Source organism: Winogradskyella litorisediminis (assembly GCF_042675765.1).
GTDB classification, from domain to species: Bacteria; Bacteroidota; Bacteroidia; order Flavobacteriales; family Flavobacteriaceae; genus Winogradskyella; species Winogradskyella litorisediminis.
The window spans coordinates 1-12,773 of sequence record NZ_JBHTJL010000001.1; the positions used below are offsets into that span (position 1 = coordinate 1).

Annotated in this window: 14 protein-coding genes; all 14 read left to right on the forward strand. The window is 31.5% G+C overall.

The window, feature by feature from the left end; translation table 11 throughout:
* Positions 1-246 precede the first annotated feature (246 nt).
* Positions 247-2,454 carry a DNA (cytosine-5-)-methyltransferase gene (gene dcm, locus ACFQ1Q_RS00005; protein WP_386126685.1) on the forward strand — a complete coding sequence of 736 codons (2,208 nt, stop codon included), beginning with the start codon at positions 247-249 and terminating at the stop codon, positions 2,452-2,454.
* Positions 2,451-3,632, forward strand: coding sequence for an MvaI/BcnI restriction endonuclease family protein (locus ACFQ1Q_RS00010; RefSeq protein ID WP_386126687.1), 1,182 nt, complete (start codon positions 2,451-2,453; stop codon positions 3,630-3,632). The genes dcm and ACFQ1Q_RS00010 overlap by 4 nt, the downstream gene beginning before the upstream one ends.
* Before the next feature lie 263 nt (positions 3,633-3,895).
* Positions 3,896-4,315: a hypothetical protein gene (locus ACFQ1Q_RS00015; protein ID WP_386126689.1), complete on the forward strand. Its 420-nt coding sequence runs from the start codon at positions 3,896-3,898 to the stop codon at positions 4,313-4,315.
* A gap of 614 nt (positions 4,316-4,929) precedes the next feature.
* Positions 4,930-5,505, forward strand: a complete 576-nt coding sequence (locus ACFQ1Q_RS00020; RefSeq protein ID WP_336129375.1) for a hypothetical protein — start codon at positions 4,930-4,932, stop codon at positions 5,503-5,505.
* Positions 5,506-5,656: 151 nt separating this feature from the next.
* Entirely contained in the window at positions 5,657-5,950 is a 294-nt protein-coding gene (locus tag ACFQ1Q_RS00025) for a barstar family protein (RefSeq protein WP_386126691.1), read from the forward strand.
* A gap of 69 nt (positions 5,951-6,019) precedes the next feature.
* Complete coding sequence (locus ACFQ1Q_RS00030) at positions 6,020-6,325, forward strand: hypothetical protein (RefSeq protein WP_386126693.1); 306 nt, start codon at positions 6,020-6,022, stop codon at positions 6,323-6,325.
* A 144-nt stretch (positions 6,326-6,469) separates the two neighbouring features.
* Complete coding sequence (locus ACFQ1Q_RS00035) at positions 6,470-6,985, forward strand: hypothetical protein (RefSeq protein WP_386126695.1); 516 nt, start codon at positions 6,470-6,472, stop codon at positions 6,983-6,985.
* Between the two features lie 154 nt (positions 6,986-7,139).
* Entirely contained in the window at positions 7,140-7,781 is a 642-nt protein-coding gene (locus ACFQ1Q_RS00040) for a hypothetical protein (protein ID WP_386126697.1), read from the forward strand.
* A gap of 145 nt (positions 7,782-7,926) precedes the next feature.
* Positions 7,927-8,490, forward strand: a complete 564-nt coding sequence (locus ACFQ1Q_RS00045) for an NIF family HAD-type phosphatase (protein WP_386126699.1) — start codon at positions 7,927-7,929, stop codon at positions 8,488-8,490.
* Between the two features lie 117 nt (positions 8,491-8,607).
* Complete coding sequence (locus ACFQ1Q_RS00050; protein ID WP_386126701.1) at positions 8,608-9,099, forward strand: hypothetical protein; 492 nt, start codon at positions 8,608-8,610, stop codon at positions 9,097-9,099.
* A 504-nt stretch (positions 9,100-9,603) separates the two neighbouring features.
* Complete coding sequence (locus ACFQ1Q_RS00055) at positions 9,604-10,122, forward strand: hypothetical protein (protein ID WP_386126703.1); 519 nt, start codon at positions 9,604-9,606, stop codon at positions 10,120-10,122.
* A gap of 161 nt (positions 10,123-10,283) precedes the next feature.
* A complete protein-coding gene (locus ACFQ1Q_RS00060; protein WP_386126705.1) occupies positions 10,284-11,165 on the forward strand; it encodes a hypothetical protein in 882 nt (293 codons plus the stop codon).
* Between the two features lie 164 nt (positions 11,166-11,329).
* Positions 11,330-12,412 carry a restriction endonuclease PLD domain-containing protein gene (locus ACFQ1Q_RS00065; protein WP_386126707.1) on the forward strand — a complete coding sequence of 361 codons (1,083 nt, stop codon included), beginning with the start codon at positions 11,330-11,332 and terminating at the stop codon, positions 12,410-12,412.
* 114 nt (positions 12,413-12,526) lie between these two features.
* Positions 12,527-12,773: hypothetical protein (locus ACFQ1Q_RS00070; RefSeq protein WP_386126709.1), on the forward strand; the 247-nt coding region annotated here is incomplete at its 3' end.

Sequence of the window (12,773 nt, forward strand, 5' to 3'; positions counted from 1 at the left end):
TTTCTATTCGGTTTGTATTTGCTAATTTAGTTGCTCAAACACGCAACGAAATCATACACAAAACCGTTACCTGCAAGCGAATCCAACCGCACAGTCAAGCACATTTTATTTTGCTCGTGCCTCACAAAATAAAAAAAGCTTGCCTTTTCCCAACGCTTAATCTGAATAAAAAAACAAAATTAAATTAGGAATTATAAAATATGTCCGTAAATTTGTCCGTGTACGTAAAAACGTCCGTAAATAATTATGGCAACAATTAATTTTTATTTAGACAAGCCTGACAAAAAGGGGTTTGCACCAATTCATCTTCGAATAAACTGTAACGGAAGTCAAGTTAAAGTTTCAACTGGGCAGAAAATAGAACCGAAAAAGTTCGATAAATCAAAACAGAAAGCAATTGGATTATCTGTAGAATCACACGAAATCAATCATTATTTGGATTTTTTAAGAGAACGAGCTGATGAACTTCTGCACCATTCCAACAAAAAGACTTTTATTCAGGACGAAGTTAAAAGCGTTTTAAATGAACACATAGAAAATTATAAAGAAAATAGCAATGTAAATATCTTAAAAGAACAGGTTTCGCTTTACGGAAAACCATTCACTTTTGTTGATTTATTTGCAGGAGCTGGTGGTTTTAGTGAGGGATTTTTACAAGCTGAACATAATAACAAATTCTTTGATTTTGTAGTAGCTAACGATATAAACGAAAACTGCGAACTCACTCACGTTGTTCGTTACAATCATCAATTGGGTTTAGATGCTAAATTTCTCAAACAAGATATTACTGAACCAGACTTTTTAGACAATTTGTTAGAAAAAATAGATGGTCGAAAAATAGACGTTGTTTGTGGTGGTCCACCTTGTCAAAGTTTTAGCCTTGCAGGAAAAAGAAAGAAATTCGACAAAAAAGACGACTTATTTTCTCATTATTTAGAAGTCATTAAGGTTTTACAGCCGAAATATTTCATAATGGAAAATGTAAAAGGCATTTTAACAAAAGAAAGCGGTAAGATAAAAGAACTTATAATAAAAGAGATAAACTCTATTGTTGACATTAAAGAGATTCCTACACTTACATCATTTATAAAAAAGGTACGAGATGAATCAAATTCTTTTCTATTTGACAGCATTATAAAACGTGTTGAACTTGAAAAGTTACTCGAAAAAGATAAAGAAAGCGGAAAAGCTGATTTTATCAATTTTGTAGAAAATAGATTTAGAAAACTAACACCAAAAATTGCAGATTACAAAACCAGTAAAACGGACGAGAATATAAACACTATTCGTCACGGTTTTAACCTTTTAGCGCGAGCGAAAGAATGGGAAAAACTGAAACGTGATATTATAAAAGAAAAAGACTTTTGCAATATTGATAGTGATAATTTTGTAAATGCTTTTACTGATTTCCTAACAGAAATCAGTTCAGAAAATGTTATATCGAAAATTGAAAATGCTTTCAAAATTTTAAAAGTTCCAAATACTTATAAAAAAGATTGTGAAGATATCATTACTGCGTTAAAAATCTATACAACTTCTTTTGATGAGTCAATAGAGATATTAAAATCGCATTGCAATAAATTACAGAAAAAGGAATTAGAAACTATTCTTGAAAGTATTAGACTTTACAAAATAGAAAAACCTTTTGTTGCTAACGCCTCAAATTATGGTGTTCCACAAAATAGAGAAAGAGTGCTTTTCATTGGTTGTCGTAAAGACCAAAAATATATTTCTGAAATTCCTGCAACCGTTTCTGAAGAAGAAAAGGTTACCATTTTTGAAGCTTTGTATGATTTAGATTTTATTGGTAACAATCAAGAAGCTCACCGATACGAATTAGTTGATATTTCAACTCAATACAATGGAACCGCAAAGAAAATGGCTAAACTTTTAAAGAAAAGAAAAATTGATGGAAAGCCAATTTCTAAAGGTGGAAAATCTTTTGCAGAATGGTCAAGAAAAGGTAGATTAATTGAACGTTTCAAACCTCAAACAAAGCCTTTTTACGTAAGGAATACAGAAGCACTTGAAAATGGAGAAAAGTATTTCGACATACTCAATAATCACAAAACAAGTAATCAAAACGAAACTGTTGTTGAAAGACTTGGAGTTATTTTAAAAAATGGAGATTATAAAAAAGCGCAACCAGAATTAGAAAAATTAGGTCTTTCGACAAACAAGCGAAATTATAATGTTTTAAAACCAGATGAACAAAGCTCTACAATAATGACCATCGCAGATGATTATATTCATTACAATTCGCCAAGGTCTTTAACAGTTAGAGAAATGGCACGTTTACAGTCTTTTGACGACTCTTTTGTATTTCAAGGGAAACGTTCAACAGGAGGAAATAATAGAAAAACGGAAGTGCCACAATACACTTTAGTTGGTAACGCTGTTCCACCTTTATTAGCAAGAGCAGTCGCAAGTGAAATTTTAAAACATATTAAGTGAGAAAACTTACAGACGAAGAACAAGAAAAAATAAAATTACTGACCAAAAACCAAGTTTCTCTTACTTTAATTGAGCCAACCGAAACCGGATTGAATAAATCCATTATGGATGCGACTGGTTCTGTTCGTAGTTATTTGAAAAGTGAGAACATTCACGATTATGAATTGCAGAATCAAGGTACAGAAAGCAAAGTAATGATTCCAGCAATTATTCATACTGGTTTTAAGATTATAAAATCAAAAGCATCTCTATATCGTCCTTCAACTAAAAAAGGAGACCCAAGAATTTGGTTTTACGGTTTAACAAAAGTTGCTGACCCAAACGATATTATTGCAATCACATATTATAATGATAGTTTTCAAGTTTTTAACTTGACCAAATTAGATATCAAGGAATTAATTTATTCTTCAATTCTAAATCCATTTCAAGAACTAATTAATGCAATCAATACGACAGAAAATGAAGTTGCTTTTGAGCTATTAGCTCTTTTAAGAAAAATTGCGAATACTGGCCCAATTCCTTCAATGGTTAATGCTGACACTTCTGTAGGTAGGACACTTGAGACAGCTCTCGGAATTGACATTAACTCTTCAAAACAACCAGATTATAAAGGAATTGAACTTAAATCGTTTAGAAACAGCAGAACGAATCGAAAAAATCTATTCGCACAAGTTCCAGATTGGAAATTGAGTAAGTTTAAAAGTTCAGCGGAAATTCTTGACAATTTTGGCTATGAACGTGATGATGATTTTAAACTTTATTGCACAGTTTCAGCAATTACGAGAAACTCGCAAGGTTTAAATTTAAGAATTGATAGCGACATAAAACAACTAATTGAAAACTCTGATAAGCCAGAGGTTGGAGATTTTGTAGTCTGGACATTAGACAAACTTCATAACCGATTAAAATTAAAACATAAAGAAACATTTTGGGTAGAAGCCGAAAGTATAAGGATTGATGAACGTGAACATTTTCAATATAAGCTGGTGGAACACACAAAAAAGCCAATTACCTCACAATTTGACTTACTAATTGAACAAGGGATTATAACTCTTGACCATTTAATTAAACGTAACTCAAAAGGGAAAGTGGTTGAAAAAGGTCCGTTATTTAAAATCAAACCTAAAGGAATTGAATTACTGTTCCCACCAAGTGAAAGTTATAATTTGATGACATAGCGGAATTGCCAACGCTAAAAGCCATACACATTTCCAGTCGCACCATCCACGCTACACCAAAACTGTAAAAGAGTATGTCTTTGCCAACGCTAGCAAGTTTGCGGAAAAACGCCAGCCAGGTAACAACGTATATAAAAAATAGCGGTTCAAGTGCTTAATCCAAAGTGATTTTCATAAATTTAAAGCCAGCACTAAACCGAAAAGTTAGTGTGTAAAAACCCGCTACTTTTCATATACAAAACCGTTGGCAACAAGCTGAAAAAATGGCGTTACTGAAAAATCATTACATAAATCTAGCAATAGTAATTGCTGGAATAATTAACGCAATTGTTGGCGGAATTTTGATTTATTCATCATTTCAAGGTCATTCAAGTTTTGGAGTTATTTTAGGAGCTTTAATACCTCTTGCTGCTTTAACTTTTTATGGAGACGGTTATGGAAAATATAAAAACTTCGAGATTACAAAAGAAGTAATAAAAAAGATATTTAAACCGAGTATTAAAATTGGAATTACTCTTTTAGTATTAATGGTAATACTCGTGACTTGGATAAGTATTTCTCAAAACGAAATTTCAATTGATTTTGAATATTTATACTTTTTTGCAATCATTTTTTTAATTTTTTTGATTCCAAATTTACTTGTTCAGTTTGGCTTCTATTTATTCTTAAAAAGAAAATGCTGAAAAAGAATCGAAAACTGACTTTACTAATTCTCATTATAATTCTGACTTTTATTATCGGAATGCGATACGAATTGGATTATCGGATTTTGACTCGCAGAACGGTAAAATATTTGGCGGATTACAAACTCGGATTTTATGGCGGAAAGGACTTTCGATTTTTTGAAACGGACATTGCTTTTATTCTGACTTTAATACCAATCGGATTTAATTTCACATCTCGAAAGGTAAGTTCTCTGAAAAAAATAATCGGACTGAATCTCATCTATCTGATTTTAATTCCGACTTTTTACTATCTGTATTGTTTTCTCGAAAGTCAGTTTATTAAAATAACCATAACGAATCCGATAATGAATGACGGAATTTTGAAATATCACCAAAATAACGTGAATTATAGAATGATTTTATTTCTGACAATAATCTCGACTTTTATAAGCGGAATAATAATTAAGAAAATAACAAATGGAAAAAAGCCAGTTGCCAACAATGTATAACCGCAATTACGGCGGATTCGACTACGTCCGAATCCACTCGGAATTGCTAACGTCAGTGTTTAACCGAAAATCATTAACTTTAATCCCGTAACTGACGGTTATACGAGACCGTTGTAAATAATTATGAAATACTCATTCCTTATAATAATTTTAATGACATTCTTGAACTCTTTTAGTCAAGAATCAAAAGATTTTATAAAATCGGAACAATATTATTTAACTGAAATTGACTCACTAACTATAGAAAGGTATTGGAAAAATTTCCCATCTGAAAACTCACCTGAACCAATTTCTGTTTTTTTAAAAAACAATAACGGCGAAACTCTGTATGAAATAAAAATATCTGAATTGGAATTTTATAGTGGAACTACAATTGAGATTTTAAATATTGATAATTTGACAAATGTCGAACAAATAATACGTTTGAAATCTGGATATGATGCGTGCTGTACCAACTATTATTCGACTTATTTACTAAAAACAAAAGAAGGAAAATTAATAGAACTTCCTGAATCAGAATATCTTCATTGTGATGGACCAACACCTATAACTGAATACAGATTTCCAAATCAAAAGTTTGGAATCAAAAATCAGATTTTATTGACAAAATCGAATCTGAGTAAAAATTACATAGTTGAATCCATTGAAATTTTAAAAACGTATTCTTGGAATGGAAAAACATTTGAATTGAAAAAATAACTATTTACAACAATGTATAAATTCAATTGCGGCTGAATTTCCTACGGAAATTCATTGCAATTTTCTATCTTTCACTCTCAATCGGAAAATCGTACCGATTTTCCGCAACTGAAATTTATACGCTAACGTTGGCAGTAATTTGAGAAACAAAATGCAAACATTCAGAATTAAAGGAAAAAGATTAAAAAATTGGAAGACATTCCACTCTGAATTTAAGAAAGAAATGAACTTTCCAGATTATTATGGAGAAAATATAAATGCTTGGATTGACTGCGTTGACGAATTGACTGACGAACCAACTATTTTACAAATTGACAATGGTAAATACTTGAAAGAAAACGAACCTGAATTATTCAATGCAATTTTGGAATGTGGAGCTTTTGTAAATTATAGAAAAATAGAAGTCGGAGAAAAGCCAAATTTAATGATTGCAACTGATTATTAAATGATAAACTCTGAACTTATAGCGATAATAATAGAATTGACTATCGAAAATGAGAAATTTGAAAGTCAATTGTTTGAACAGATAGAACTATTAACAGAAAAAGAATCTGAACATACTGGTGTTGGTTTATATGTTTATCTAGAACCTGAAATTGGAATTGAAGGGCATAGATTGTCCAAATCACAACTTGAACAAATGTTTGGAGAACATAATCACGAATTAACCAAGTTCGAACTAATCAATAAAAATGAGAATGTATTAGCTGATTTGACAATTCACTTTTCTAACGGAATAATAGATTGTGTTGAAATTTGGAATAAATTAGGAGATTATCCAAAGGGAGAATTATTAACTTACGAACTCAAACGAATATAAAAAACTACTGCCAACAACGTGTATAATTCATGCTTACCTCCTGCTTCATTTAAAATTTATATATTTAAAGAACCGATTTGCCTCGACTGAAAATCCTGCGGATTCTCAATCGCACAAATCATACACAAACACGTTGTACACCATTTGAAAAAAGCATTTGTAATCATATTGACCTTTATCGGATTTTTGTCATTTGGACAAGAAATGGAATCGTATTCGATTAAACCAAGTGAATTGGATAGCGCCTATGTTCAAGCATTAAATAGCAGATTTGACCTTTTACTATCGAGCGGATGGAAATATATCGAACTGAATGAAAACGCAAAACGGATTTCCAAACTGAACGTATCTGACCGATACAAATTCTTAACCAATGAGGAACTAATTGACTTGTCAATTAAAGAAAAAAAGACAATTCGAGTTTTGCGTCTGACTCACAAAATAATCGGAATTGACACAGTTGACGTGAATTTTGGAATTGTAAATGTTACTGGAAAGCGGAAAATCCATTTCAATAATGGACTGAAATTTAAAAAAGCGGATTTTGCATTAGATTGTGGCGGAACAAATGGCTACGTACCTGATATGAGATTTGTGTTTGACCGAAAGAAAAATAATTGGGAATTAATAGATGGAAAATATAAAATCCCAACTGAATAAAAAACGGTGTACAACAATGTATAACCGCAATTACGGCGGATTCGACTACGTCCGAATCCACTCGGAATTGCTAACGTCTGTGCTTAACCGAAAATTAACGCATATTACCCCGTAACTGACGGTTATACGAGACCGTTACCTGCAAGCTGAAAAAATGAAGTGCCTAACATTAATTTTCGTCTTAACATTATGCTCTTGTTCAAACGGACAAAAGAAAACCGATATTGACGGACTTACAATAGACCCAAACATAAAAAGTCAGGTCGAAAAACATATAGAAGAAAAACCTGAATTTGAGGGATTTGGCAATTTTATGCAAGTCTACGGGAACAGTCTATATGTGGAAAGTTACGAAAATGACAGTCTTGTAATTTCAAGCACAGACTTTTCAAAAAAACTTCCATTTAAATCATTCTACTTGTGGGATAAAGATACACTTGGAATCAATGGAGCATATGGACTTTTTGGCGGAACTGGATTTTATATAAAAATAGCTGACAAGAAAGCGGAACTATTTCATATGTTGAGTTCGGATGATTTTCCAACTTATGCCTACAAAGAAAATGACAGCTTGATAATGAGATTGGAAGTTCCTTGTTCTGATACAAAAATTGTGCTATCCGAAATTCCTGACTCGACCAAAAACCAGATTATTTATGGACTTGTGGAATTTAAGAGTGATGATTTCTATTCGGCATCAGGAGTTTTTCTTGAAGGAGAAGAACCGAAAAGAAAAAAGACAAGAAATAATATGAAAATCTACTTTAAAAGTGGATTATTAAAAACAAACGAATAAAAAGCCAGCAGGTAACAATGGCTATAAGTAATTGCTTGTTCTCGCCTACTTCTGAAAATCCTCGCGGATTTTCAGCTTGGTGTGTATTTGCAAATTTAAGTGCTAAACCACGCAACTACTCATAGCCGAGACCGTTGCCCACAATTTGAGAGAAACCGAACAAATATTATTAATTCTGGATTTAGACGAAACTCTAATCCACGCAACTGAAAAGAAACTCGACATCGAATCTGATTTTCAGTATGCGGAATATTTCGTTTATAAACGTCCGAATTTAATTGAATTTCTGACAGAAATGAACGAACACTTTAAGCTTGCTGTTTGGTCATCTGCTGACGATAAATATGTAAATGATGTTGTGAATTTAATCAAACCGACTGAAATAGAATTTGAATTTGTTTGGGCAAGAAGTAGATGTACTTTAAAACGTGATTATGAATTGGATAAATATGTGCGAGAAAAAAGATTAAAAAAAATAAAGAAACAAGGTTTCCGACTTGAGAAATCTCTGATTGTAGATGATTCACCTGAAAAGACAAGAGATAATTTTGGAAACGCAATTTATGTGCAACCTTACGAAGGAAATTTAAAAGACAACGAATTAACTATTCTCTCTGAATTTCTGAAGTCTATTAAGGATTCTGAAAATGTGAGAGGAATTGAAAAAAGAGGTTGGCGGAATAAAAACTGTGGGCAACACCGTGTATAGCTCATTGCGGCTGAATTCCTAATCGGAATTCATTGCAATTTGCTATCTTTAGGTTACGGCGGAAAATCATAGCTGATTTTCCGCAACGAGCCATACACAAAACCGTTGTGCATAATTATGAAAAAACGAATTCTAATAATTTTTATACTGCTGATTTCAATGAAATCTTTCGCGTGTTCTTGCGAATGTAATTGGGATTGTAGATTCGGAGCAGTTTCTGATAATCAGGAATTCGTGGCACTTATTAAAGTCATTGAATACACGGATTATTTGGAACACGGAAATGAAAAATTTCCTTATTCGATAACGGTTGAAATAATTAAAAAATATAAAGGTTCGGAATCTCGAAAACGAATAAAAATTTGGGGAGATAACGGAATCTTATGTCGACCATATATTGAGGAGTTTAAAGTTGGAAAATATTATTTAATTGCACCATCGAAAATCGAATACGACTCGAAACCTGAACAAAAAAATGATTATGACCTATTTTCTTGCCATACCGATTATTTAGAAGTGGATTACGACAAGAAAATTGCATACGGAGAATACTCTTGGTGGCGGAAAGAAATTACGCTTGAAAAATTTGAAAGTAAACTGGAAAAATAACTATGCACAACAATGTATAACCACAATTACGGCGGATTCGACTACGTCCGAATCCACTCGGAATTGCTAACGCCAGTTCTTAACCAAAAATTAACGCATATTAACCCGTAACTGACGGTTATACGAAGTCGTTAGTAGCAATTTAAAACCGTGCGGTCGGATTTTACTCTTATCCGATAAATTCGTGCCTTTTAATTTTGATTTTTAAGCCTGCAATCACAATCACTACGTCGGATTTTTATACTCAAACGTGCAATGCAAAATCTGAAAAATTATTTCAGAGTCGGTTATCGTCCGAGAAATTAGGGCAAAGTTTTTTAAGCCACGAAAATTAAGTTACTTTGTTAAAAAACTGCAACTAACATTATATAACCGCAATTACGGCGGATTCGACTACGTCCGAATCCACTCGGAATTGCTAACGTCAGTGCTTTAACAATTTTTATTAACTTTAAATCCGTAACTGACGGTTATACGAGACCGTTATGTAACATTTACCTGAGAATGAAAAAAATTGCTCTAATTCTAATTTTCCTTTTTTTATATAAGATTAACTATTCTCAAAATTCAAATGATTATAAAATAGATAAGAACGTCAAAATCACTTTCATAAATCTTAAAATAAAATCATCAATAGTATATACAAAAAACGGAAAACAATTAATCGGAATAAGCATGAATAGGCGTAATGATAGTATTAGTTATTTATGGAAAATCTATGATAAAACTGATACTATAGGAGATTCAAAACTTAGTTTAAAAGAGTTGTACTTGAAAAATTCAATTGAAATACCAACCTCCGAATTTGATAAGATTGTATCTAAACTGAAAGAAATTAACATTGATAAAGTAAACAATAGCTCCAGTTATGGAATTATGGACGGAAAAATGTATTACTTAACATTTTCAGGAAATGGATATCAAATGTCTGCAAGTGCTCACAGCCCAGAAATTCAAACAAAAGATAGAGAATTGGAAGAATATTTAAATTTATGTAATCAAATTTGGAATTTATACAAATAATAAAAAACGTTACATAACAACGTGTATAATGCATTGCTACTTCCCTAACCTTTCTGAATAATTTAGACAAACGCCAAAGTTCTTGTTTCTTTTACTAACTTTATCCTTACCAACGCAACGTCATCATACACAAATACGTTGTACCACATTTAAACGAATCTATGAAATACATTTACATTTACTTAATTATAATACTATCATCTTGTCAAGAAAGAAATAATTCTGAATGCGATTATATTAAGAACTATTACCCAAATATATACAAAGCAGATTATGAGTATAATACAGGAAATTATGAAAAAGCGTTTGATTATTATGACAGTGCATTCAGTAACTGCAATGCATTAAACACACCACTATATTACGAAATCAGAAAGTTTGCTAGAGTAAGCGCTATGCTAAATAAAAATGATCTTGCATTAGAATTTATAAAAAAAGACATAGAAAGTGGATATACTATTACTTCGATTCTCAATGATAGTGTGTTTTATGATTTATTTAAAACTAATAATGGTAAAGAATTTCTAAGGAGTTATGATAGTTTAAGAAGTAGATATATTTCAAAGGTAGATTTAAATTTCAGAAAAGAAATGCTTGAAATTTGGAGGCTTGACCAAGAATTTAGACAAGACCCAATTAAACTTGATAGCATAGATAGTATACATGAACCTAAATTGATTGATATTTTCGAAAAAAGAGGATATCCAAACAGAAATTTAATAGGTCATCCATCAATAGATGGAAAATTTATTGATGTAAGCACTATATTAAGACATACCGACGATTCTATTAGAAAAAACTATTTTATACCAAAACTTAAGGAGTTTGTAGAAGATGGTAGTTGCCCACCAAATGATTTAGCTGTTGTTGTTGATTGGTATTATTTAAGGAGAGGAGAAAAACAAATTTATGGTATGTATCCAATAACAAAAGAAAATACAATATCTAACTTAAACCTCATTGATGAAAATAGAATTTCTATCGGATTACCAACCTTGGAGCAAATTAGAAAAAAGGATAGTTTATTTTCGCTCAATCAATAAAGAATAAAAAAAACGTGGTACAACACCGTGTATAATTAATTGCTTGGGCAAGTGCTTATTTGGAAAATTCCTTCGGAATTTTCTCTCATTCGTTTTTGTTTGCTAAATTAGTTGCTTAACCACGCAACTAACCATACACCGAACCGTTAGCCGTAATTTAAGAAATGAACGAGATAATCAACAATTTAACAAGAGACAATCATTTGCAGAAACTATTACGGAGTTTTGAAAATGCAATTGATATTCTCATAGTTAGTCCATTCATTTCAAACTCTTTTGACTTTTTCCCTTTTGAAAAATTGAAAAAAATTAAGCGGTTGACAATAATAACAACTCTCAAACCTAAAGATTTAGACCAATACTCTAAAGTTCCTTTTTTCAAACAATTATTTAAATTTTGTAATAATTCTAATATTGAACTGAATCTTTTGATTGAAAACTCATTGCACGGAAAAGTTTATATTTCAAAATATGAAAATGGAGCTTCAGAAGCTATAATAACTTCAGCAAATTTCACAAATAATGGTTTAAGGTTAAATAACGAATGGGGAACTAAAATTAGTAATCAAGAAAAAATAACCGAACTTGAAAACGGAATTTTGAGTAAAGTAATTTTGGAACCGTTAAAAGAAAAAGATATTGACCATTTTTTAGAATTGATTGCTAAAAATCCGAAAAAGGAAACCAACAATAGTCCAACAGATTTAGATTTAAGCAAACAAATAGATTTAAAAGCGAATCCGTTTTTAGTTGAAAAAAATATAAACTATTGGCTTAAACCGATTGGAGTTAGTGGAGACATAATTCCTTGGGATAGGGTATTTGATGAAATTGACAGCGATTTACATTTTTCCAAATTGAGACCAAAAGGAGTTAAAAAAAATGACATTCTCATTTGCTATGCAGTTGGACATTCAAACATTCTTTCAATCTATAAGGTCAAATCAGAAGTAAAATATACCGGAAATGAAAATGACAGATGGCCATACTATGTTACAGGAGAAAATCTAACACCTTTTTATGGACAAAATTGGAACTCTCAAAACATTACAATTACAAACCAAAAGAATGAAGTAATTAAACAAGGAAAGTTCAATGTCACACCAAGCGGAAAAAATAGTTTTGGGAGTTTAATGCGTGGTGCAGATAAATTAAGACTGACACCTGAATTTGGAGAATATATGATTGAAAAAATAGCAAAAATTGATAACGAAATAAAAACTACGGCTAACAATGGCTATAAGTAATTGCTTGTTCTCGCTTACTTCTGAAAATCCTCGCGGATTTTCAGTTTGGTGTGTACTTGCAAAGTTATGTATTAAACCACGCAACTACTCATAGCCGAAACCGTTACCTACAATTTGAAAAAACGTATCCTAATATTATTTTTAACTATACTTTCAGCTTGTAAACAAGAAAGTAAAATTGACAATTTCAATGGAATTTGGACTGAACCCGAATTGTCGGAACTGAATTCTATTGTTTCTAAATTTGACCGAATCTTAACGACTGAATACAAAACCGATTCCGAAAACAAAGCATATTTGGAATATTCCAATAACGTCCTTCAAAATCAAATCGTGCCGAATTTAAATGGAATGGAAAAAT

Excerpts from the sequence above, each read along its gene's own strand:
- ACFQ1Q_RS00060 (WP_386126705.1), top strand. The coding sequence starts at position 10,284 with ATGAAATACATTTACATTTACTTAATTATAATACTATCATCTTGTCAA.
- ACFQ1Q_RS00025 (WP_386126691.1), top strand. The coding sequence starts at position 5,657 with ATGCAAACATTCAGAATTAAAGGAAAAAGATTAAAAAATTGGAAGACA.
- ACFQ1Q_RS00055 (WP_386126703.1), top strand. The coding sequence starts at position 9,604 with ATGAAAAAAATTGCTCTAATTCTAATTTTCCTTTTTTTATATAAGATT.
- ACFQ1Q_RS00015 (WP_386126689.1), top strand. The coding sequence starts at position 3,896 with ATGGCGTTACTGAAAAATCATTACATAAATCTAGCAATAGTAATTGCT.
- ACFQ1Q_RS00040 (WP_386126697.1), top strand. The coding sequence starts at position 7,140 with ATGAAGTGCCTAACATTAATTTTCGTCTTAACATTATGCTCTTGTTCA.
- ACFQ1Q_RS00065 (WP_386126707.1), top strand. The coding sequence starts at position 11,330 with ATGAACGAGATAATCAACAATTTAACAAGAGACAATCATTTGCAGAAA.
- ACFQ1Q_RS00020 (WP_336129375.1), top strand. The coding sequence starts at position 4,930 with ATGAAATACTCATTCCTTATAATAATTTTAATGACATTCTTGAACTCT.
- ACFQ1Q_RS00050 (WP_386126701.1), top strand. The coding sequence starts at position 8,608 with ATGAAAAAACGAATTCTAATAATTTTTATACTGCTGATTTCAATGAAA.
- dcm (WP_386126685.1), top strand. The coding sequence starts at position 247 with ATGGCAACAATTAATTTTTATTTAGACAAGCCTGACAAAAAGGGGTTT.